The following is a 22,986-nucleotide window of genomic DNA, read 5'->3' as shown; positions in this document are numbered from 1 at the left end:
CATAAGCCAGAAAAGACAAATATTGCGTCAGGTCATTCTTAGCCCGTAAAGCGAAATTTAATAACGGAACCGACGTTATGGTGTAAAGGTAGACTATGCAGGCGTATCAAGGATTGGCGATTACCCTCGTTTGCCGTAGAATGCTGGCCCTTATTAAAAACGTGCAACCCCAAAGGTGGTTAATCACAAACCCCGCAGCGGTCGGAAGTTTCCGTTGCGTCTACATGGGACAGAGTCAAAAATTGAATATACAACCGCGTTCGCGTTCGCCGCTGGTGCAACTGGCGGGAATTCGCAAGAGCTTTGATGGTAAAACGGTCATCGATAACCTTAACCTGACCATCAACAATGGTGAGTTTCTCACCCTGCTTGGCCCCTCTGGCTGCGGTAAAACCACCGTTCTGCGCCTTATCGCCGGCCTGGAAAACGTCGACAGCGGACGGATCCATCTCGAAGATCACGATATCACCCATGTCCCGGCGGAAAACCGCCACGTCAATACCGTCTTTCAAAGCTACGCCCTGTTTCCGCATATGACGGTATTCGAGAACGTCGCCTTTGGCCTGCGGATGCAGAAAACTCCGGCGGCGGAAATCACCCCGCGGGTTCTGGATGCCTTAAAGATGGTACAGCTGGAAGACTTTGCCCAGCGCAAACCGCACCAGCTCTCCGGCGGCCAGCAGCAGCGCGTGGCCATCGCCCGCGCGGTGGTTAACAAACCGCGCCTGCTGCTGCTCGATGAATCCCTTTCGGCGCTGGATTACAAGTTGCGCAAGCAGATGCAGAACGAACTGAAAGCGCTGCAGCGTAAGCTCGGGATCACCTTCGTCTTCGTGACCCACGATCAGGAAGAGGCCCTGACCATGTCCGATCGCATCGTGGTCATGCGCGATGGCGAAATCGAACAGGACGGCACCCCGCGAGAGATCTACGAAGAGCCGAAAAACCTGTTCGTCGCCAGCTTTATCGGCGAGATCAATATCTTCGACGCCACCGTGATCGAGCGCCTCGACGAGCAGCGCGTGCGTGCCAACGTCGAAGGACGGGAGTGCAACATCACCGTCAATTTTGCCGTGGAGGCCGGCCAGCGTCTGCACGTCCTGCTGCGCCCGGAAGATCTGCGCGTCGATGAGATCCACCACAACAGCGACGCCGACGGCCTGATCGGCTATGTGCGAGAGCGTAACTATAAGGGGATGACCCTTGAGTCGGTGGTCGAGCTGGAAAACGGCAAAATGGTGATGGTCAGCGAGTTCTTTAACGAAGACGACCCGGATTTCGACCACTCTCTTGACCAGAAAATGTCTATCAATTGGGTGGAGAGCTGGGAGGTGGTGCTGGCCGATGAAGAACTCCAGTAAATTCCAGAATGTGGTGATCGCCACCATCGTCGGTTGGCTGGTGCTGTTTGTCTTCCTGCCCAACCTGATGATCATCGCCACCAGCTTTCTGACCCGCGACGACGCCAACTTCGTCAAGCTGGTCTTCACGCTGGACAACTACTCGCGGCTGCTGGATCCGCTCTACTACGACGTGCTGCTGCATTCGCTGAACATGGCGCTGCTGGCGACCCTCGCCTGCCTGGCGCTGGGCTACCCGTTTGCGTGGTTCCTCGCCCGGCTGCCGCAGAAGGTACGCCCCCTGCTGCTGTTCCTGCTGATCGTTCCCTTCTGGACCAACTCGTTGATCCGTATTTACGGGCTGAAGATTTTCCTCAGTACCAAAGGCTATCTGAACGAATTCCTGCTGTGGTTAGGGGTGATCGACACGCCGATACGCATTATGTTCACCCCCTCGGCGGTGATTATCGGCCTGGTATATATCCTGCTGCCGTTTATGGTGATGCCGCTCTACCCCAGCATTGAGAAACTGGATCGCCCGCTGCTGGAAGCGGCGAAAGATCTCGGCGCCAGCAAGCTGCAGACCTTTATCCGCATTATCATCCCGCTGACCATGCCGGGGATCATCGCCGGCTGTCTGCTGGTGATGTTGCCGGCGATGGGGCTGTTCTACGTTTCCGACCTGATGGGCGGCGCCAAGAACCTGCTGATCGGCAACGTGATCAAGAGTCAGTTCCTGAATATTCGCGACTGGCCGTTCGGCGCGGCAACCAGCATTACCTTAACCCTGGTGATGGGCCTGATGCTGTTGATTTACTGGCGCGCGGCGCGCCTGCTGAATAAAAAGGTGGAGCTGGAATGATCGGTCGACTGCTGCGCGGCGGCTTTATGACCGCCATCTACGCGTATCTCTACATCCCTATTATTATTCTGATCGTTAACTCGTTTAACCGGTCGCGCTTTGGTATCAACTGGCAGGGGTTCACCACCGACTGGTATAGCCTGCTGATGAACAACGATAGCCTGCTGCAGGCCGCCCAGCATTCCCTGACCATGGCGGTGCTGTCGGCAACCTTCGCCACCCTTATCGGCTCGCTGACCGCCGTGGCGCTGTACCGCTACCGCTTTCGCGGCAAGCCGTTCGTTAGCGGCATGCTGTTTGTGGTGATGATGTCGCCCGATATTGTCATGGCCATCTCCCTGCTGGTGCTGTTTATGCTGATCGGTATTCAGCTTGGTTTCTGGTCGCTGCTGTTTTCGCATATCACCTTCTGCCTGCCGTTTGTGGTGGTCACCGTTTACTCCCGGCTGAAAGGCTTTGATGTGCGGATGCTGGAGGCGGCGAAAGATCTGGGTGCCAGCGAGATGACCATCCTGCGCAAAATCATCCTGCCGCTGGCCCTGCCGGCGGTCGCCGCCGGGTGGTTGCTGAGCTTCACGTTGTCGATGGATGACGTGGTGGTCTCTTCGTTCGTGACCGGTCCGGGATATGAAATTCTGCCGCTGAAGATCTATTCGATGGTCAAGGTTGGCGTTTCGCCTGAGGTGAACGCCCTGGCCACGATTCTGTTGGTTCTGTCGCTGGTGATGGTCATCGCCAGTCAGTTAATTGCACGTGATAAAACTCAGGGGACGTTAAAATGAAAAAATGGTCACGCCACCTGCTCGCAGCCGGCGCTCTGGCAATCGGCATGAGCGCCGCACACGCGGACGATAGCAAAACGCTCTATTTTTATAACTGGACCGAATACGTACCGCCGGGCCTGCTGGAGCAGTTCACCAAAGAGACCGGCATCAAGGTCATCTATTCGACCTACGAGTCGAACGAAACTATGTACGCCAAGCTCAAGACCTATAAAGACGGCGCGTACGACCTGGTCGTCCCGTCGACCTACTTCGTCGACAAGATGCGCAAAGAAGGCATGCTGCAGAAGATCGATAAGAGCAAGCTGACTAACTTCAGCAACCTCGATCCGCAGATGCTGAACAAACCGTTCGATCCGAATAACGACTACTCCATTCCCTATATCTGGGGGGCGACGGCTATCGGCGTCAACAGCGATGCGATTGATCCGAAAACCATCACCAGCTGGGCCGACCTGTGGAAGTCGGAATACAAAAGCAGCCTGCTGCTGACCGACGACGCGCGCGAAGTGTTCCAGATGGCGCTGCGTAAGCTGGGCTATTCCGGCAACACCACCGACCCGAAAGAGATTGAAGCCGCCTATAACGAGCTGAAAAAGTTAATGCCTAACGTCGCGGCGTTTAACTCCGATAACCCGGCGAACCCGTATATGGAAGGCGAAGTGAACCTCGGGATGGTATGGAACGGCTCGGCTTACGTCGCACGCCAGGCCGGTACCCCGCTGGAGGTGATCTGGCCGAAAGAAGGCGGCATCTTCTGGATGGACAGCCTGTCGATCCCGGCGAATGCCAAAAACGTCGACGGCGCGCTGAAGCTGATTAACTTCCTGCTGCGCCCGGATGTCGCCAAACAGGTCGCGGAAACCATCGGCTACCCCACGCCAAACCTAGCGGCGCGCAAAATGCTCAGCCCGGCAGTGGCCAACGATAAATCGCTCTATCCGGACGCTGCGACCATTGAGAAAGGCGAATGGCAGAATGACGTTGGCAGCGCCAGCGCCATTTATGAAGAGTATTACCAGAAGCTGAAAGCGGGCCGCTAAGTTTCTTATTAGCCGGGTAAACGTTGTTTACCCGGCTAACCTATTTTTGCTAATCTATCCTTTCTTTAAAATTTCTAAACAGAAGCCAATTGCTGGTATCACGCGCTTTCAATAATCAAAATTCATATGTGTAACAAGGACTGATACGCATGAAAAAAAATGATCGCACGCTTTATAATATCTTTCTCAGCCTTGGCTTGGTCATGATATTTATTTCTGCCGTTATTTATTATTACCAACGCCATTCAATGGGCAACGTAATACATACCACTGGCATTATCGTCGATGCCCAGCAGCGTAAACCCAACCCATATCGACGCAATAGTGTATCCCGTAATGCAAAGTCATGGTTTCCCGTCGTTGCTTTCCGCCCTTCCAACGAGGTTACACTCATTTTCACATCAAAAACCAGCAGTTCGTTGTATGAAAAAAGTGAAGGCACTACGGTTGACGTTATTTATCCACCAGGAAAACCATACGAAGCCAAAATATACAATATATGGATTAATTTTTTTAAGTGGGGCATTATCGGTATTATTGGACTCGCCTTTTCAGGGGCCAGTTTGCTTATCCGTCCATCCTCCGCAAAAGGACAGAGGATTATGCAATGAAAAATACCTTTTCCCTGCTAATTTACCTATGTACTTTTATATTTATTCATCCAACTTATGCAGCTCCCTTCCCCTCTCTCACGGGATCTGTCACTGATACCACAGGGCTACTAACGGGAAAAAAAGATATCATCGATCGCGCTGAACGCTTTCAACAGAAAACGGGGATCACAATTTACATTTTGTTCACCCGCCAGGAAAATATTATCCCGGCAAATAATGCTGAACTTCAGACAGTCACTCATACCCTCACCGGTATGAATCGCAACAGTATACTGCTGATCGTCACTTCTGATAGCCAGCAGATATCTCTGCTCAGCTCCTCTGCGCTCCAGCCTCACCTCAAAGCCAGCCGCGCTTTGACCGTTATCGTAAACCATACCAGCGCTTATCTACAGCATGGCCTGTGGTTCCAGGGAATCAACACTGCGCTGGACGTATTACAAGCGGCATTACTACAACAGCCTACGCCACCGCTAACCTGGTATGCATCATCGGATAATCCCTATCAGGACGGTTTCCCGGGCCATCCTCTGGGCTTTCTCCTCTGGGTATTGGCGTTTATGTGCTGCACCTGGATATTTCGTTACACCACCCGCCTGCGTTATGCCCTGAAATTTGCGTTCGCCATGGCCTGCGGCAACTTATGTTATCAGGCATTGTGCCTGTACTTTGGCTCAGGCGGCCACACTTTAAACCGAGTCGCTCCGCTGTGGGCCACAATCATCGGAGTTTGCACATTTCTGGCCACCTTACTCTGGACGCGAAAGCGAAGATAAGAATTCGACACTTAGCCCCTCAGCGCGCGCCAGAGGATCGCCGGCAGCTTGCACCAGCGCGGCCGATGATAAAAATCCACCAGCTTCTGCGCCACCGCTTCCTGACCCCGGTGGGTAATAAACCAGGGCGGCAGGGGCATCAGCGTCAGTTCGCCATGCCACAGACTGCGCGGAAACGGCCGAAACGGCGCCTCAATCACCGTGCGCTCGGTTTTCTCCAGCATAAAGCTGTTATGCACCTTGCCCCGCCCGCTCTGAATATCGTCGAGCGTGTGGCCGGGAAACGCGCCCCATGGGCAAGGGGCCAACAGGAAGGCCACCCCGCTCCAGCAGTTGATCGCCACCGTGCCGTAGCGCAGCTCAGCGATTAACGCGTTAAAACGCTTACGTCCAATCGCTTTGCGGGTGCGCGGATGGATCACAATATTGGCCCCCAGCGTGCCCTGCAGCCGCTGATTCGCATAGCCGATCGCCTGGCGCAGAAAACTTTCCGCACTGTCGGCCTCAAGACGAGTGACCGACAGCCCCGGGCCAAAGACCTCCTGCTGACAGAGCGCCGGGTCATCGTCGGTGTTCGCCACAATCAACGGCAGCGCGTCGCCGCGCGCTATCTCCAGCGGCTGGCGGGCGCGCAGGCGAAAGTCGGTCAGCCGTTTTTCAGCGCCGGGGTAGTAGTCCGGGCGGGTATTCGCGGCGATCAGTCGGTACAGCTGATTCAGCAAGCCCGTCGCTGGCTCCCAGCCCTGCTGCAGGATCAGCACCTGGCTGGCCACGCAGTTAAACCCGCCGTTGTTCATCTTCTGCGTCGCCAGCTGCTGCGCCTGAAACGCAATATCCGCCTCGCTCCACGGCCCGGGTACGATAATGGTAGGGCTGACGCCGCCCAGCTCCGAAGTCACCCGACGCGGGTTCAGCGGCGTCCCGGCGGCCCGACGCTGGCGAGCCGCTTCACCGTCGCCCCAGACGATGACGTCATGGGTCTCGCGAGAGCCGGTGATATGGATCTCATCGACAGCGGGATGGCTGGTCAGCCATGCTCCCGCCTGGGCGTCGCCGGTGACGATGCGGAGCGCATCCATGGCAATCAGCGGTGCCAGGGCCTGGGCCAGCAGATCGTGCAGATAATCATTCACCGGGTTGAGCTTCAGCAGGCAGACCTGATTTTCAATAAACAGCTTGTGTAGCACATCCAGTGGCGCAATCGAGGCCACATTGCCGGCGCCAAGCACCAGCGCCAGCTTGCCCTGCCGCGCGGCCGGCGGGATGTCGTATGCCCGCGCCGCATAGCGGTCGAGATGGGCCCGGGTGACGCCTGGCTGCATCCATATCTCAGCGCGAACACCAGACGATCCCAGAGCGTGCCGGGCACCACCCGCAGCGCCAGGCGGCCGTCCGCCAGCGTCCGCAGCGGGATCCGCCGCAGAAAGGTCTTCTCTTCCAGCTGCTCCAGGGTGGCGATGAGCCCGTTGCAGCCGACCATTAGCGCGCAGGGGCCCGCCAGCCACTCCTCCCCCGCCAGCGGATCGCCCGCCGGCAGCCCTTTGGCCACCGCCGCCGCGGCCACCCACGCCGGGGCAACGCCGGCCAGGGCATCCTTGATCTGACGCAACAGCGCCAGACGACGGTTCACCGAGGTTTCCGCCCAACGCTGGCGCGCCGCCGACAAGGCGTGCAGTGCAGCATCATACTGAGAGCAGGTCGTCAGACCGGGTCGCGCATGGCTCATTTTCCCTCACTCATTAAAATCTCTCCATAGGCCTGGCGCAGTTGATTTTTGAGCACCTTACCCGTGGCGCTGACCGGTAGCGCGTCGACAAATATCACCCGGTCCGGGATCTGCCACTTTGGCACCCGCGTCTCAAACCAGGTCAGCAGATCGGTCTCTTCCACTTCGCCCCCTTCCGCGCGAACGCACAGCAGCACCGGCCGCTCGTCCCAGCGCGGATGACGGGCGGCGATGGCCGCCGCGCTGCGCACCGCCGGATGCGCGATGGCGATATTCTCCAGCTCAACGGTGGAGATCCACTCGCCACCGGACTTGATAATATCCTTTGCCCGATCGCAGATCACCAGATAACCATTGGCGTCGAGCGTACCGATATCGCCGGTATCAAACCAGCCTCCCGCGGTCAGGGCGCTTGCGTCCTGACCATAGTACTGCTCCACCACCCAGTGCCCTCTGACCTGCAGATACCCCTGACTTTGACCATCCCGGGGCAACGGTTCGCCATCCACGTCCACTACCTGCAGTTCGATGCCGAATATGGGCCGCCCCTGACCGGCGCGCTGCTTTTGCTGCTCCTGTGCCGGGAGCGCGTCATGTTTGCTCAACGGCGTGTTGATGGTGCCGATAGGCGATGTTTCGGTCATTCCCCAGGCGTGGGTCAGTTCAATGCCGTAATCACGCTGAAAGGCCTCGGCCATCGACGGCGGCAGCGCGGAGCCGCCAACCAGTGCACGTTTAAATTCAGGCAGCCGGACCTCTGTCCGGCGCATCGCCGCCAGCAAGCCGGCCCAGATCACCGGCACGCCAAACCCCACCGTTACCTTCTCGGCGGCCAGCAGCTGCAGCAGGCTGTCGCCATCGAGGTGCGGCCCCGGCAGCACCAGCCGCGCGCCGACCATAGCGGCGATAAACGGCGTCCCCCACGCGTTGACATGGAACATCGGCACCACCGGCAACAGGCTGTCCTTCGCCGATATGCCGGCGGCGTCCGGCTGGTTGCCGCTCAGGGCGTGCAGGACCAGCGAACGATGGGTATTCAACACCCCTTTCGGCCGGCCGGTAGTTCCCGAGGTGTAGCAGAGCGAAGCTGGGGTCAGTTCATTGAGCTGCGGCCAGCGATAGTCTACTGTCCCCTGCTGCAACAGATCGTCAAAAAACAGCAATGAGGGCAACTGGCTGAGCGCCGCTTCGCTGCGGGGTTCCATCAGCACGATGTGTTTCACCGTCGGCAGCTGCGGCAGCAGCTGCGCCACCAGTGGCAGAAAGGTCTGGTCAAAAAACAGCACTTCGTCGGCAGCGTCGTTGAGGATATACCGCAGATGGTCAACCGACAGCCGCGGGTTGACAGTGTGTGTCACCCAGCCGCCGGAGGCGACGGCAAAATAGATCTCCAGGTGGCGGCGATTGTTCCATGCCAGGGTAGCGCAGCGGGCGCCTGGCGGCAGCCCCAGCGACGCCAGCGCCGACGCCAGCCGCTGAGCGCGGCTGGCCACCTCCCCCCAACTGCTGCGCTCCTGCTCACCGCCAGTACTCACCGAGACAATCTCGGTCTCGCTGTGATATTGCGCCGCATGGCCGAGCAGCGCGGCAGTGGTGAGATCCTGATAAATCATCGGTGACGGCATTACGGGGTCTCCTTTACAGACTTCCGGCAGGGAACAGGGGCGCGGCGCGATCGTGCGGGCGCCTATTGAATCTGGTCTACATTTGCCGGTCTGCACAAAAAAACGTACAGAAATCAGCGGTCACGCACAAAATAGAGTAAGAAATGATTCAGGAGGAAAAAGACGAAATCATAACAGGCAGGTCATTGCTCAGGGCGGCTATCGCCCGGCAGCGGGCCGGGCGATAGCGTGTGTGGCGCAGCGGAAAACGATCAGCGTCGTCCACCGTCGCGCTGGCCTTTGCCCTTCCCTTTTTCGGCTCGCCGCTGCACAAAATCTTCAATGATGCCGGAGATCCCGTTGAGAGGTTTCCACAGCACTACCAGCAGCAGCAACGGGCCGTATATTCGCACACCGCCCGTCGCGACCTGACCGGTGAACAGCAGGGCTAAGCCATCCAGCAGCAGGCACAATGCGCTGCCAGTGCCGACGAACAGACACAGCAGGAAGAGGATCGGTCGGCTATCGGCGTGTAGTGGTAAAGCGCGCTGGCTCCAGACGCCAACGATAATGGCCGCGATCAACATGATCGCTTCGATAACCAGCGGATTATGCATGGTCTGACTCCTGTCATGACGTTTCATCCTTGTCAGCAGCGCTGCCGGAAGCAGTGGCCAGGGCCCTGGCTACCGGCAGGCGGCTTCAGTTTATAGCGGGTTTTCCTGCAGCAGCTTATCGATAAAGGCAGGCACCACTTCGCTTGCCAGCCCGTAGTGCTTCTCGGCAAACTCGCTGCCCACCTGGCTGGGTTCCAGGTTCAGTTCAACGGTATGGGCGCCGTGCAGCCTCGCCTCGTGCACAAAGCCAGCCGCCGGATAGACATGGCCGGAGGTACCGATGGCGATAAAAATATCCGCGTCGGCCAGCGCGCTGTAGATCTCATCCATCCCCAGCGGCATCTCGCCAAACCAGACTACGTGCGGACGCAGCGCCGCCGGGAACTGGCAACAGTGGCATTTGTCCTCAGCGGTGACGTCGCCGGTCCACTCCAGCACCTGGCCGCTCCACGAACAGCGCACCTTCAACAGCTCGCCATGCATATGGATCACCCGGCGGTTGCCGGCGCGCTCGTGCAGATTATCAATATTCTGGGTGACCAGCAGGAAATGGTCGCCCAGTAGATCTTCCAGACGCGCCAGCGCCAGATGCGCCGCGTTCGGCGCGATCTCCGGGCTCTGCAGCTGGCGACGACGGGCGTTGTAGAACGCCTGCACCAGCGCCGGATCGCGGGCGAAGCCTTCCGGCGTCGCCACATCTTCCACCCGATGCTCTTCCCACAGGCCATCCGCCGCGCGGAAGGTTTTGATCCCCGACTCTGCCGAGATGCCCGCGCCGGTTAACACCACCACTCTCGGTTTTGCCATCGCTTCAGGTTTCATCCTGTCCTCCCTAAAGAAAATCCGCTGACGCAGACGGTCACGCAACCGACGTTTATTGCGACGAAAACGGCTCAATCGATGTAAACGGCGCGACTGCATAGCTACCTCTGTGATTAATGGGTCAGGTGAAGGAAGGCCGCACCGCGCATTCCCCCGGCATCGCCGTGGCGTGCGCGCTCAATGCGCGGAACCCTGGCGACCGGCAGAAGATGGCGCGGCAATCGTTGCGCCAGCCCTTCGCTAATGGCCGTAAAGTTAGATAATCCACCGCCGAGCACCAGTAAATCCGGGTCGACAATGGTCAGTATATTCCCCAGACACACCGCCAGCAGATCGAGATAGCGCTCAACGTGCGCCTGGGCGCGCGGATCGTGCTGCTGCCACTGCGCCACTATCTCCGGCGAGGAGAGCGGTTGCTGGTAAAAATGTTCGTACAGCCAGGCGAAACCACGGCCGGAGAGATAATTTTCAATGCAGCCCAGCTGGCCGCAGCCGCAGCGCAGCAGCGGAAAATCGCGCCCGACCACCTCCAGGGCATCCACCGGCAGGCGAATATGGCCGAACTCGCCGGTGATATAGCTATGTCCGGTAATCGATTTACCGTTCAACACCAGGCCGCCGCCCACGCCGGTGCCGAGGATCAGCCCCATCACCAGCGGGTATTGCGTAAACTCATCGTCCCACGCTTCAGACAGCGCGAAACAGTTGGCGTCATTATCGAGGCGCACATCGCGCCCCAGCCGCGCGCTGAGGTCGGTGCGCAGCGGCCGGCCGCTGGCGGCTGGCACGTTAGCGGCATACAGCGTGCCGTCTGCCGTTTCCGGCATCCCCGGAATACCGATCCCGACCGACCCCTGCTGGTCGAAGCGCTCATCGGCCTCGCGGACCAGCGCCTCCACCGCCTGGAGAAAATCCTCATAACTGCTTTTCGGCGTGGCGACGCGTTTTTCCCACTGCAGTCGCCGCTCCTGATTAAATACGCCCAGCGCTATCTTGCTGCCGCCAATGTCAAATCCATAATACATTTCAGCAATTCCTCTTGTGTCGTCAGCAAAGCCGACGATGACGATAAATTACTGGCCACTCAGCACCCTCGCCGGGTCGATGCGGCTGGCGCGGCGGGCGGGATACCAGCTGGCCAGCAAACTCAGCAACAGTGCTGTCACCAGCACATAAAAGACGTCCAGCCAGTGCAGTTCTGACGGCAGGAAGTCAATAAAATAGATGTCGCCGGAGAGGAATTTATGCCCAATCAGGTATTCGATGCCGTTGATGATTGACGTCAGGTTCAACGCGCAGATCACGCCGATCACTACCCCAAACAGGCTGCCTACCGATCCGGCTAATAAACCATACCACACGAAAATCGCGCGAATTAAGCCGTCTTTTGCGCCAAGCGTGCGCAGCACCGCAATATCGCCGCTTTTGTCTTTGACCGCCATCACCAGCGTCGAGACGATGTTAAAGCAGGCCACGCCGATCACCAGCACCATCGCCAGGTACATGATGGCGCGGATCATCTGGATATCGCGATACATATAGCCATAGGTGCCGATCCAGCTCTTGATGTAGACGTAGCTGTTGGTCACCTCGCCGGCGTCGCGCACCAGCTTGTTCGCGTGGAAAACGTCGGTGACCTTGATGGCGATGCCGGTCACGCTGCTGCCCATCTCCAGGTACTGCTGCGCATCCTGCATCGGGATCATGGCAAAACTATGATCGAGCTGGCCGCTCAGCTGTAAAATTCCGGTCACATGCAGCCTGACGCGTTTTGGCTGCAGCAGTTGATGGTCGGCGTCGGCGTTAGGGATCATGATCGACACCCAGTCCCCCTGCTTCACGTGCAGCGCATCGGCGACCCCTTTCCCCAGAATCACCTGCTGTTCGCCGGCCTTGAATCCGGCCCACGCGTTATTCTGCACAAAGGTGGGCAGCGCGCTGAGCCGGGTTTCCTGCTGCGGGTCGACCCCTTTCACCTGGATGGCGCGCATATTGCTGCCGCTCTCCACCAGGCCGGTGAAGTTAATATAGGGCGCTGCCGCGACAATCCCCTTCACCTTCTGCACCTTCGCCAGCGCCTCCTGCCAGTTATTCCACGGCTGGTTCACGGGTTCGATTTCGCCGTGCGGCACCACCGCCAGCACGCGGTTGTTCAGCTCGCGTTCAAAACCGTTCATTGCGCTGAGGCCGACGATCAGCACCGCCACCCCCAGCGCAATGCCGATGGTGGAGATCACCGAGATCAGCGACACCATGCCGCCGCGCCGCCGTCCACGGCTGAAACGTAATGCAATCAGTAACGATAACGGAGACGCCATTACTCGGCCCCCATCAGGGTCAGGTCGGCGGTCAGACGGCCATCACGCATCTCCAGCTGGCGGCTCATGCGTTTCGCCAGCTGAAGGTCGTGGGTCACCACCAGAAACGCGGTGCGCTGCGCGACGTTCAGTTCGCCCAGCAGCTGGAAGATGCTGTCGGCGTTGCGAGCATCAAGGTTACCGGTCGGTTCATCCGCCAGCACCAGCCGCGGTTTATTCACCAGCGCGCGGGCAATCGCCACCCGCTGGCGTTCACCGCCGGAGAGCTCCGACGGACGGTGATGGCTGCGGTGTTCAAGCCCGACTGCCTGCAGCATCGCTTTCGCCTGGCGTTCAATATCCGCTGGCTTCTTTTTGCCAATCAGCAGCGGCATCGCCACGTTTTCCAGCGCGCTAAAGTCCGGCAGCAGATGGTGGAACTGATAGATAAAGCCCAGCTCGCGGTTACGCAGGTCGGCGCGCGCGGCGGTGGAGAGTTTACTCATCGGCTGGCCGGAGAAAATCACGTCGCCAGAGGTGGGCGTATCCAGGCCGCCGAGCAGATGCAGCAACGTACTTTTGCCAGAGCCGGAGGTGCCGACAATGGCCATCATCTCGCCTTCACCAATGCTGAAGCTGACATTGTGCAGGACATCGGTTTGCACATTGCCTTCCTGATAGCGTTTGCACAGGTTGTCGCATTGCAGCAGGATCTTATTCATAACGTAAAGCCTCAGCGGGTTGAGTGGCGGCAGCGCGCCAGGAAGGGTACAACGTAGACAACAAGGCCAGCACCATCGCCACCAGGGCGATAACAATAACCTGCAGCGGCTCAATCGCCACCGGCAACGCCGCGCCGTCAAGGAAGGCGCCGATGATTGGCATTAAATTATTCAACTGGCTGGCGAGCAGCGCGCCAAGCACGGCTCCCAACAGCGCGCCGACGATCCCGGCGCTGGCGCCCTGCACCATAAAGACGGCCATGATCTGCCGCGGCGTCAGCCCTTGAGTTTGCAGGATAGCCACTTCGCCCTGCTTCTCCATCACCATCATCCCCAGCGAGGTAATAATGTTGAAGGCCGCGACGGCGACGATCAGGCTCAGCAGCAGGCCCATCATGTTTTTCTCCATGCGCACCGCCTGGAACAGTTCGCCCTTGCGCTCGCGCCAGTCCTGCCACTGGGTACCTGGCGGCAGCGTCTGCTGACTCAGGGTATCCACTTGCAGCGGTTTATCCAGCCACAGGCGCCAGCCGGTGGTATTCCCCAGCGGATAACGCATTAAACGAGAGGCGTCGTCGATGTTGGTCAGCATCTGATAACCATCGACTTCGCTGTTGGCGGCGAAGGTGCCGATAACCGTGAACAGACGCTGGCTCGGCACGCGGCCCATTGGCGTAAACTGACTGGCGGAAGGAACCATCACACGAATTTGATCGCCACGATTAACCCCCAGTTGGCCCGCCAGCTGTTCGCCGAGAATAACGTTATATTTGCCCGCCTGCAGATCGCTCTGTTTGACGTTCACCAGGTACGGAGTCAGGGGATCGTTCTGCGCCGGATCAATGCCCAGCATAACCCCGACCGCCACGCTGCGCGCGCTCTGCAGGACGACGTCACCGGTGGTGATCGGCGCCACGCGGGTCACCCCCTGGAGTTTCGCCTCGCGCTCCGGCAGTTGCTGAGGGTTCACCGAGCCCTGTTTGGCGCTAAGAATGGCCTGCGGCATCAGCCCCAGGATATTGTTTTGCAGCTCGCGTTCAAAGCCGTTCATCACCGACAGGACCGTCACCAGCGCCATTACGCCAAGCGTAATGCCGATGGTTGAGAGCCAGGAGACGAATCGACCGAAGCGGTCGGCTGCGCGCCCGCGCATATAGCGCAGGCCGATAAAGAGTGCGGCAGGTTGGTACATGTCATCCATCTGGTTGCTGATAGCCGATGCCCGAGTATATAAGCGAATACGAGCAGCGTAAATGACTGATACCTGACGACTTTATTAGCAATAATCCTAAAAACCAAGCAAATACAATCGGATAGATAAGACCTTGCTGATATATCTTTACGCTTATCCGCAACCCGGATGTTTGTTGAACCAACACCTGATGGCAATTCGGGTTGGCGAATCCAGACCAATCGCGGATAATCTCACTATTGAATATCAGCGAGTTGCCCTCCATATCGGCAGAGCGAATCCCCAAGAGACCATGAAACCGTCTATGCCTGAACAATATCGATACTCATTGCCGGCCAAAGCCGGTGATCTGCGCCAGCTTGGCGAGTTGACCGGCGCGGCCTGCGCTACCCTGGTGGCAGAGATGGCCGAACGCCACAAAGGCCCGGTGGTGCTGGTGGCACCTGACATGCAAAACGCGCTGCGTCTGAATGACGAGATCAGGCAGTTCACCGACAGCATGGTGATGGGGCTGGCTGACTGGGAAACGCTCCCCTACGACAGCTTCTCGCCGCACCAGGATATCATCTCCTCCCGTCTTGCCACCCTTTACCAGTTACCCACCATGCAGCGCGGCGTACTGATCGTCCCGGTCAGCACCCTGATGCAGCGCGTCTGTCCGCACAGCTTCCTTCACGGGCACGCGCTGGTGATGAAAAAGGGCCAGCGCCTGTCGCGCGATGCGCTGCGCGATCAGCTGGAGGGCGCCGGCTATCGCCATGTCGATCAGGTGATGGAGCACGGCGAATATGCCACCCGCGGCGCGCTGCTCGACCTGTTCCCGATGGGCAGCGACCAGCCCTACCGCCTCGATTTCTTTGACGATGAAATCGACAGCCTGCGTCTGTTCGACGTCGACAGCCAGCGCACGCTGGAGGAAGTGGCGGCCATTAACCTGCTGCCGGCGCACGAGTTTCCCACCGACCAGACCGCCATCGAGCTGTTCCGCAGTCAGTGGCGCGACCGTTTTGAGGTGAAGCGCGATGCCGAGCATATCTATCAGCAGGTCAGTAAAGGGACACTGCCTGCCGGTATCGAATACTGGCAGCCGCTGTTCTTCAGCGAGCCGCTGCCGCCGTTATTTAGCTATTTCCCGGCCAGCACCCTGATCGTCAACACCGGCGATCTCGAGGCCAGCGCGGAACGTTTCCAGAATGAAGCCCGCGCCCGCTTCGAAAACCGCGGCGTCGATCCGATGCGCCCGCTCCTGCCGCCGGAACTGCTGTGGCTGCGCAGCGATGAGCTGTTCGGCGAACTGAAAAAATGGCCGCGCGTACAGCTGAAAACCGAGCGCCTGGCGGACAAAGCGGCGAATACCAATCTGGGCTACCAGACGCTGCCTGATCTCGCGGTGCAGGCGCAAAACAAAGCGCCGCTGGATAATCTGCGCCGCTTCCTCGAGTCCTTTACCGGCCCGGTGATCTTCTCCGTGGAAAGCGAGGGTCGCCGTGAAGCGCTGAGCGAAATGCTGGCGCGGATTAAAATTGCGCCAAAACACGTGCTGCGTCTGGAAGAAGCCACCGGCAATGGCCGCTATCTGATGATTGGCGCCGCCGAACACGGGTTTATTGACAGTCAGCGCGGCCTGGCGCTGATTTGCGAAAGCGACCTGCTCGGCGAGCGCGTGGCGCGCCGTCGGCAGGATTCACGTCGCACAATCAACCCTGACATCCTCATCCGCAACCTTGCCGAACTGCATATCGGCCAGCCGGTTGTCCACCTGGAGCACGGCGTGGGCCGCTATGCGGGAATGACCACCCTGGAAGCCGGCGGCATCACCGGCGAATACCTGATGCTGACCTACGCCAACGATGCCAAGCTATACGTTCCGGTATCCTCCCTGCATCTTATCAGCCGTTACGCCGGCGGGGCGGAAGAGAACGCGCCCCTGCACAAGCTGGGCGGCGATGCCTGGACCCGGGCGCGACAAAAAGCGGCTGAGAAAGTACGCGACGTGGCGGCAGAGCTGCTGGATATCTACGCCCAGCGCGCGGCGAAGGCGGGCTTTGCCTTTAAACACGACCGCGAACAGTATCAGCTGTTCTGCGACGGCTTCCCGTTTGAAACCACGCCGGATCAGGCGCAGGCGATTAACGCCGTCCTCAGCGATATGTGCCAGCCGCTGGCCATGGACCGCCTGGTGTGCGGCGATGTGGGCTTCGGTAAGACCGAAGTGGCTATGCGCGCCGCCTTCCTCGCCGTGGAGAACCACAAGCAGGTGGCGGTGCTGGTGCCGACCACCCTGCTGGCTCAGCAACACTATGACAATTTCCGCGATCGTTTCGCCAACTGGCCGGTACGCATCGAAATGCTCTCCCGCTTCCGCAGCGCTAAAGAGCAGGCGCAGATCCTCGAGCAGGCCGCGGAAGGCAAAATCGATATCTTAATCGGCACCCACAAGCTGCTGCAGAGCGAGGTGAAGCTGCGCGATCTCGGGCTGCTGATCGTCGACGAAGAGCACCGGTTTGGCGTGCGGCATAAAGAGCGCATCAAAGCGATGCGCGCCGATGTCGATATCCTGACCCTCACCGCCACGCCGATCCCGCGGACGCTGAACATGGCGATGAGCGGGATGCGGGACCTGTCGATCATCGCCACGCCGCCGGCGCGCCGTCTGGCGGTGAAGACCTTCGTTCGCGAATACGACGCCCTGGTGGTGCGCGAGGCGATCCTGCGCGAAACGCTGCGCGGAGGCCAGGTCTACTATCTATTTAATGACGTCGAAAACATCCAGAAAGCCGCCGACAAGCTGGCGGAGCTGGTGCCGGAGGCGCGGATAGCCATCGGCCACGGCCAGATGCGGGAGCGCGAACTGGAGCGGGTGATGAATGACTTCCATCACCAGCGCTTCAATGTGCTGGTGTGCACCACCATCATCGAAACCGGGATCGACATTCCCACCGCCAACACCATCATCATCGAACGCGCCGACCATTTTGGCCTCGCCCAGCTGCACCAGCTGCGCGGCCGCGTTGGCCGTTCGCATCATCAGGCCTATGCCTGGCTGCTGACGCCGCATCCGAAAGCGATGACCACCGATGCGCAAAAGCGCCTTGAAGCCATTGCGTCGCTGGAAGATCTCGGCGCCGGCTTTGCGCTGGCGACCCACGATCTGGAGATTCGCGGGGCCGGGGAACTGCTCGGCGAAGATCAGAGCGGTCAGATGGAAACCATCGGCTTCTCTCTGTATATGGAGCTGCTGGAGAACGCAGTCGATGCGCTGAAAGCCGGACGCGAACCCTCGCTGGAAGATCTCACCAGCCAGCAGACGGAGGTCGAACTGCGCATGCCTTCCCTGCTGCCTGACGATTTCATCCCTGACGTCAATACGCGACTGTCATTCTATAAGCGCATTGCCAGCGCCAAAAACGAACTCGATCTGGAGGAGATCAAAGTCGAGCTGATCGATCGTTTTGGCCGCCTGCCCGATGCCGCCCGCAACCTGCTGGATATTGCCCGTCTGCGTCAGCAGGCGCAGAAACTGGGGATCCGCAAACTGGAAAGCAACGAAAAAGGCGGCGTGATTGAATTTAACGAGAAAAACAACGTCAATCCGGTGTGGTTGATCGGCCTGCTGCAGAAGCAGCCCCAGCACTTCCGGCTGGACGGGCCGACGCGCCTGAAATTCATGCAGGATCTGGAAGAGCGTAAAACGCGGATGGACTGGGTTCGCCAGTTTATGCGTCAGCTGGAAGAGAACGCCGTCGCCTGACTGGCAGGAGATACGGCCCCCTGGCCGTATCTCCCTTCTTACATACCTGGCAATCTTTACAAACATTTTGCAATCCGCCTGGATTTCCCCACACAGACTCACGCCATAATCTCATCTGCTTTTCATATAAAAATAACCACTTATATATTTTGGAGTTATGGTAATGAGAAACCGTTTCCCCGTTACGCTCTGGCTGGCGCTGGTCGCGCTGGTCGCCGCGCTGGCTCTGCCCGCGCGCGCCAACACCTGGCCCCTTCCCCCGCCGGGCAGCCGGCTGGTAGGTCAGAATACGTTCCACGTGGTGCAGGATAACGGCGGTTCGCTGGAGGCGATTGCCAAAAAGTACAATGTCGGCTTTCTGGCCCTGCTGCAGGCCAATCCCGGGGTTGACCCCTATGTTCCCCGCGCCGGCAGCGTGCTGACCATCCCCCTGCAGACGCTGCTGCCCGATGCGCCGCGCGAAGGGCTGGTGATTAACCTTGCCGAGCTGCGCCTCTACTATTACCCGCCGGGTAAAAATGAAGTGACCGTCTACCCGATCGGCATCGGCCAGCTGGGCGGAACCACCATCACGCCGACGATGGTCACGACCGTGTCTGACAAGCGGGCCAATCCGACCTGGACGCCCACCGCTAACATTCGCGCCCGCTATAAGGCAATGGGGATTGAGCTGCCGGCGGTGGTGCCAGCCGGTCCTGACAACCCGATGGGCCATCACGCCATCCGCCTCGCCGCCTATGGCGGAGTCTATCTCCTGCACGGCACCAATGCCGATTTCGGCATCGGCATGCGCGTCAGCTCCGGCTGCATTCGTCTGCGCGACAACGATATCAAGGCGCTGTACAACGCCATTTCGCCAGGCACTAAGGTGAATATCATTAACACGCCGATCAAGGTATCGGTAGAGCCGGATGGCCGCCGTCTGGTTGAAGTCCATCAGCCGCTGTCTGAGCATATCGATGACGACCCGCAGACCTTGCCCATTACGCTTAACGCGACCATGACGGAGTTCAAACAGGCGCCGCAAACCGACGGGACGGTGATGGAGCGCGCGATGAATTACCGCTCGGGCATGCCCATTGACGTCACGCGTCATGCTGCCCCTGGACCGCAGTCGTTGTAGTCTTACGCTGCAGAAAACAAAAAACCCGCCTGATGGCGGGTTTTTTGTTGGCAAGGGTCAAACAGGGGTACAACAGGGTCTTACTCATCGCTGTCCGGTGAAGGGGGCCGGGCAACGACGCATCGGGCTTACTTGTAGATAACAGCGGTGCCGTGAAGGGTATTCGGACCGGTTACCGAAGTAATACGGAATGAGGTGGCGCCCATCTCTTCTGCTTTCTGCGCCAGCTGATCTTCCAGCGAGCCCAGGTTGGTCCCGGCAGAAGCAGAGATGGTGCCTACTTTATGCTGACCCGCTGGGGTGGACTGCACCTCAACAGCGGCAAAGCTGGCGAAAGAGAGTGAGCTAAGAACGGCGGCAATAGCCAGAGTATTAACGGTTTTCATGATTATTATACCTGTGCAGATGAATTTTTTAGTAGGGCCGTAAGTATTAACTTAACGATCGATAGGTAAATAGTAATGTGATCTACATCACACGTCAACGCATTTTTATAACGATCGTTTAACTATTTATAAAATGCTTAAATTTCATACGCATATGATTTATTTATTTTTAAACCAACAGCGCTGGCCCCGGCGATCGTTTATTTTTATAATGGCCTTTCACCAAACCAACATAGGTACAACGGCACCATGACAACTGACGTTCAAAGTTGCGCCAAAAAAAGCCGTGGCCGACCGAAGGTGTTCGACAGGGATGCGGCGCTGGACAAAGCCATGACACTCTTCTGGCAGCACGGCTATGAGGCGACCTCGCTCGCCGATCTGGTCGAGGCGACAGGAGCAAAAGCCCCCACCCTGTATGCGGAATTTGTGAATAAAGAAGGCCTGTTCCGCGCAGTGTTGGATCGTTACATTTCGCGCTTTGCCGCGAAGCACGAAGCCGTGCTGTTGGCCGAAGGGAAATCCGTCGATCAGGCGTTGCGCGACTACTTCACGGCGGTCGCCACCTGCTTTACCAGCAAAGAGACGCCGGCCGGCTGCTTTATTATCAATACCTCCGCCGCGCTGGCCGCCTCCTCGACGGATATCGCCAATACCATCAAATCCCGCCATGCGATGCAGGAGCAGGCGCTCACTCAGTTTCTGCAGCAGCGGCAAGCGCAGGGCGAACTCCCCGCGGGCCGCGACGTCGCGCCGCTGGCGCAGTTTCTCAACTGTGTCCTGCAGGGGATGTCGATTAGCGCGCGGGAAGGCGCGGATTTCGACAAGCTGATGCAAATCACCGACACCACTCTCCGTCTCTGGCCGCAGATCCTCGAGTCCTGATGTGCCCTGCCTCCGGCGGTGTTCTGCCGCCGGATCCACTCTCCTGTTGGCTTTATCCCCACAAAATAGATTGATTTTTATTACCTTTTCTCGTGCAAGATAAACGCAAATGATATTGATTGCGATATTCATTATGTGCAAAATCCTTTTTTGAGTTTTTCCAGATGTTTCGCATTGTAACTAATGCCGACCCGGCGTCGGCCTATAACAACGACAAAGCAACTTGCTCATAAAAGGAATGGATATGAAAAAGCGCCTCTGGGTGCTCCACCCCCTGCTGCTGGTCAGCTCGCTGCCTGCGCTGGCGGCTCAGTCTGATGAAGACAGCATCATCGTTAGTGCAAACCGCACCCATCGCACCGTGGCCGAAATGGCCCAAACCACCTGGGTCATTGAGGGCCAGGAGATTGAGCAGCAGGTCCAGGGCGGGAAAGAGTTCAAAGACGTGCTGGCGCAGCTGATCCCGGGCATCGATGTCAGCAGCCAGGGGCGCACCAATTACGGGATGAACATGCGCGGGCGCGCCATCGTCGTGCTGATCGACGGCGTCCGGCTCAATTCCTCACGCACCGACAGTCGCCAGCTCGACGCCATCGACCCCTTTAACATCGAACATATCGAAGTGATCTCCGGGGCGACCTCGCTGTACGGCGGAGGCAGTACCGGCGGGCTTATCAACATCGTCACCAAGAAAGGGCAGCAGGATCGCCAGGTCGATCTCGAGGTGGGCAGCAAGAGCGGGTTTGCGAACAGTAACGATCACGATGAGCGCATCGCGGCGGCCGTCAGCGGCGGGACAGACCATGCATCTGGGCGCTTATCGGTAGCCTATCAGCGTTTCGGCGGCTGGTACGATGGCAATAACGATGCGCTGATCCTCGATAACACCCAAACGGGGCTCCAGCACTCTGACCGCCTCGACGTGATGGGGACGGGGACGATTGAGATCGATGACAACCGCCAGCTGCAGCTTGTCACCCAGTATTATAAAAGCCAGGGGGATGATGACTACGGCCTGTGGCTCGGGAAGAACATGTCCGCGGTCACCAGCGGCGGCAAAGCGTACACCACCGACGGGCTCAATTCCGACCGTATCCCCGGTACAGAGCGGCACTTAATCAGCCTCCAGTACTCCGATGCCGACTTCTTCGGCCAGAATCTGGTGAGCCAGGTGTACTATCGCGATGAGTCCCTCACCTTCTATCCGTTCCCGACGCTTACGAAAGGCCAGGTCAGTAGCTTCTCCTCGTCGCAGCAGGATACCGATCAGTATGGGGCAAAGCTGACCCTTAACAGCCAGCCGCTGGCGGGATGGGATCTCACCTGGGGTCTCGACGCCGATCATGAGACCTTCAATGCCAACCAGATGTTCTTCGATCTGCAGCAATCGCTGGCGTCCGGCGGGCTGCACAACGAATCGATCTACACCACCGGCCGCTATCCGGGATACAGCATCTCCAACGTCGCGCCGTTCCTGCAGTCCAGCTACGATCTGAACGAGATCTTTACCGTCAGCGGCGGGGTACGCTACCAGTGGACCGAAAACCGGGTTGACGACTTTGTCGGCTACGCCCAGCAACAGGATATCGCCAACGGCAAAGCGCGCTCCGCCGACGCCATCAAAGGCGGCAAAACCGATTACGATAACTTCCTGTTTAACGCCGGGATCGTGGCGCATCTGACCGAGCGTCAGCAGACCTGGTTTAACTTCTCGCAGGGCGTCGAGCTGCCGGACCCCGGTAAATACTACGGCATCGGTAAATACGGCGCGGCGGTCAATGGCCATCTGCCGCTGATCTCCAGCGTCAACGTCGATGACTCGCCGCTGCAGGGGATCAAAGTTAACTCGTATGAGCTGGGCTGGCGCTACACCGGCGATAACCTGCGCACCCAGCTGGCGGCATATTACTCGACTTCGGATAAGACCATCGTCGTCAACCGCACCGACATGACCATCGACGTGCAGTCCGACAAACGGCGTATTTACGGCGTTGAGGGAGCGGTCGATTACTTTATTCCGGACAGCGACTGGAGCGTCGGCGGTAACTTCAACGTGCTGAAATCACAGGTGCAGACCGACGGCCGCTGGCAAAAATGGGATGTCACCCTCGCCTCACCGTCCAAAGCCACCGCCTGGGTGGGTTGGGCGCCGGATCCGTGGAGCCTGCGCGTGCAGAGCCAGCAGGTGTTTGACCTCAGCGACGCCGCCGGTAACAAGCTGGAAGGCTATAACACCGTTGATTTTATTGGCAGTTACGCGCTGCCGGTGGGGAAACTGACCTTCAGTATCGAAAACCTGCTTAACGAAGACTATGTCACCATCTGGGGCCAGCGGGCGCCGCTGCTCTACAGCCCGACCTACGGCAGTTCATCGCTGTACGAATACAAAGGCCGTGGCCGTACCTTCGGTCTGAATTACGCGTTAACCTTCTGATAAAAAAAGC

The 22,986-nt window shown here is 58.5% G+C and carries 20 protein-coding genes and 2 pseudogenes; 11 read left to right on the top strand and 11 right to left on the bottom strand.

Annotated features, from left to right (window positions below; all coding sequences use genetic code 11):
- Positions 1 to 224: 224 nt before the first annotated feature.
- The 6 genes from potA to AS136_RS21715 all read left to right on the top strand — a co-directional run bounded on the left by potA (position 225) and on the right by AS136_RS21715 (position 5,417).
- A complete protein-coding gene (potA, locus tag AS136_RS21740) occupies positions 225 to 1,361 on the top strand; it encodes a spermidine/putrescine ABC transporter ATP-binding protein PotA (RefSeq protein WP_063266973.1) in 1,137 nt (378 codons plus the stop codon).
- Complete coding sequence (potB, locus tag AS136_RS21735; RefSeq protein ID WP_063266972.1) at positions 1,345 to 2,202, top strand: spermidine/putrescine ABC transporter permease PotB; 858 nt, start codon at positions 1,345 to 1,347, stop codon at positions 2,200 to 2,202. The genes potA and potB overlap by 17 nt, the downstream gene beginning before the upstream one ends.
- Positions 2,199 to 2,984 (top strand): spermidine/putrescine ABC transporter permease PotC, encoded by a 786-nt coding sequence (gene potC, locus AS136_RS21730; protein WP_012542218.1) that lies wholly within the window; start codon positions 2,199 to 2,201, stop codon positions 2,982 to 2,984. Before potB ends, potC begins: the two co-directional genes overlap by 4 nt.
- Positions 2,981 to 4,027 carry a spermidine/putrescine ABC transporter substrate-binding protein PotD gene (gene potD / locus AS136_RS21725; RefSeq protein WP_023297371.1) on the top strand — a complete coding sequence of 349 codons (1,047 nt, stop codon included), beginning with the start codon at positions 2,981 to 2,983 and terminating at the stop codon, positions 4,025 to 4,027. Before potC ends, potD begins: the two co-directional genes overlap by 4 nt.
- 149 nt (positions 4,028 to 4,176) lie before the next feature.
- Positions 4,177 to 4,638 carry a DUF3592 domain-containing protein gene (locus tag AS136_RS21720; RefSeq protein ID WP_023322322.1) on the top strand — a complete coding sequence of 154 codons (462 nt, stop codon included), beginning with the start codon at positions 4,177 to 4,179 and terminating at the stop codon, positions 4,636 to 4,638.
- Positions 4,635 to 5,417 carry a TPM domain-containing protein gene (locus AS136_RS21715; protein WP_023322321.1) on the top strand — a complete coding sequence of 261 codons (783 nt, stop codon included), beginning with the start codon at positions 4,635 to 4,637 and terminating at the stop codon, positions 5,415 to 5,417. Before AS136_RS21720 ends, AS136_RS21715 begins: the two co-directional genes overlap by 4 nt.
- Positions 5,418 to 5,428: 11 nt before the next feature.
- On the opposite strand, the pseudogene AS136_RS21710 reads toward AS136_RS21715, so the two are convergent.
- The 9 genes and pseudogenes from AS136_RS21710 to AS136_RS28850 all read right to left on the bottom strand — a co-directional run.
- Positions 5,429 to 7,143 (bottom strand): annotated as a pseudogene (locus AS136_RS21710) (aldehyde dehydrogenase family protein).
- Positions 7,140 to 8,768, bottom strand: coding sequence for a long-chain fatty acid--CoA ligase (locus AS136_RS21705; RefSeq protein ID WP_023322319.1), 1,629 nt, complete (start codon positions 8,766 to 8,768; stop codon positions 7,140 to 7,142). Before AS136_RS21705 ends, AS136_RS21710 begins: the two are co-directional and overlap by 4 nt.
- A gap of 251 nt (positions 8,769 to 9,019) precedes the next feature.
- Positions 9,020 to 9,364: a hypothetical protein gene (locus AS136_RS21700; protein WP_008806008.1), complete on the bottom strand. Its 345-nt coding sequence runs from the start codon at positions 9,362 to 9,364 to the stop codon at positions 9,020 to 9,022.
- A gap of 90 nt (positions 9,365 to 9,454) precedes the next feature.
- The gene (cobB, locus tag AS136_RS21695; protein ID WP_008806007.1) at positions 9,455 to 10,285 is read right to left on the bottom strand and encodes a Sir2 family NAD+-dependent deacetylase; all 831 of its coding nucleotides are present in this window, start codon (positions 10,283 to 10,285) and stop codon (positions 9,455 to 9,457) included.
- Between the two features lie 14 nt (positions 10,286 to 10,299).
- Positions 10,300 to 11,211 (bottom strand): N-acetylglucosamine kinase, encoded by a 912-nt coding sequence (gene nagK / locus AS136_RS21690; protein WP_008806006.1) that lies wholly within the window; start codon positions 11,209 to 11,211, stop codon positions 10,300 to 10,302.
- Positions 11,212 to 11,259: 48 nt separating this feature from the next.
- A complete protein-coding gene (gene lolE / locus AS136_RS21685; RefSeq protein ID WP_012542227.1) occupies positions 11,260 to 12,504 on the bottom strand; it encodes a lipoprotein-releasing ABC transporter permease subunit LolE in 1,245 nt (414 codons plus the stop codon).
- Positions 12,504 to 13,205: a lipoprotein-releasing ABC transporter ATP-binding protein LolD gene (gene lolD, locus AS136_RS21680; RefSeq protein ID WP_002900798.1), complete on the bottom strand. Its 702-nt coding sequence runs from the start codon at positions 13,203 to 13,205 to the stop codon at positions 12,504 to 12,506. Before lolD ends, lolE begins: the two co-directional genes overlap by 1 nt.
- A complete protein-coding gene (gene lolC / locus AS136_RS21675; protein WP_074158372.1) occupies positions 13,198 to 14,397 on the bottom strand; it encodes a lipoprotein-releasing ABC transporter permease subunit LolC in 1,200 nt (399 codons plus the stop codon). Before lolC ends, lolD begins: the two co-directional genes overlap by 8 nt.
- Positions 14,398 to 14,539: 142 nt before the next feature.
- Positions 14,540 to 14,662, bottom strand: a pseudogene (locus AS136_RS28850) (hypothetical protein); the annotation flags it as partial.
- A 39-nt stretch (positions 14,663 to 14,701) separates the two neighbouring features.
- Between AS136_RS28850 and mfd the strand changes: the two are divergent.
- Positions 14,702 to 18,148, top strand: a complete 3,447-nt coding sequence (gene mfd / locus AS136_RS21670; RefSeq protein ID WP_012542229.1) for a transcription-repair coupling factor — start codon at positions 14,702 to 14,704, stop codon at positions 18,146 to 18,148.
- 163 nt (positions 18,149 to 18,311) lie between these two features.
- Complete coding sequence (gene ldtC / locus AS136_RS21665) at positions 18,312 to 19,271, top strand: L,D-transpeptidase LdtC (protein WP_012542231.1); 960 nt, start codon at positions 18,312 to 18,314, stop codon at positions 19,269 to 19,271.
- Positions 19,272 to 19,399: 128 nt separating this feature from the next.
- Here ldtC and bhsA read toward each other — a convergent pair whose 3' ends face one another.
- Entirely contained in the window at positions 19,400 to 19,657 is a 258-nt protein-coding gene (gene bhsA, locus AS136_RS21660) for a multiple stress resistance protein BhsA (RefSeq protein ID WP_022065354.1), read from the bottom strand.
- Positions 19,658 to 19,790: 133 nt separating this feature from the next.
- On the opposite strand from bhsA, the gene AS136_RS28845 reads away from it, so the two are divergent.
- Together AS136_RS28845 and AS136_RS21655 are read left to right on the top strand one after the other, a co-directional pair.
- Positions 19,791 to 19,910, top strand: coding sequence for a hypothetical protein (locus AS136_RS28845; RefSeq protein WP_046622381.1), 120 nt, complete (start codon positions 19,791 to 19,793; stop codon positions 19,908 to 19,910).
- A complete protein-coding gene (locus tag AS136_RS21655; RefSeq protein ID WP_008806001.1) occupies positions 19,907 to 20,542 on the top strand; it encodes a TetR/AcrR family transcriptional regulator in 636 nt (211 codons plus the stop codon). The genes AS136_RS28845 and AS136_RS21655 overlap by 4 nt, the downstream gene beginning before the upstream one ends.
- Before the next feature lie 52 nt (positions 20,543 to 20,594).
- On the opposite strand, the gene AS136_RS28840 is transcribed toward AS136_RS21655, so the two are convergent.
- Positions 20,595 to 20,717 (bottom strand): hypothetical protein, encoded by a 123-nt coding sequence (locus AS136_RS28840; protein ID WP_012542233.1) that lies wholly within the window; start codon positions 20,715 to 20,717, stop codon positions 20,595 to 20,597.
- Between the two features lie 69 nt (positions 20,718 to 20,786).
- Here AS136_RS28840 and AS136_RS21650 point away from each other — a divergent pair, with 69 nt between their 5' ends.
- A complete protein-coding gene (locus AS136_RS21650) occupies positions 20,787 to 22,976 on the top strand; it encodes a TonB-dependent siderophore receptor (protein WP_022065355.1) in 2,190 nt (729 codons plus the stop codon).
- The last annotated feature ends 10 nt before the right edge of the window (positions 22,977 to 22,986 follow it).

This window comes from Klebsiella sp. D5A, assembly GCF_001620885.1.
Classification (GTDB): Bacteria; Pseudomonadota; Gammaproteobacteria; order Enterobacterales; family Enterobacteriaceae; genus Klebsiella; species Klebsiella variicola.
This window is presented reverse-complemented; position numbering and strand designations above follow the sequence as displayed.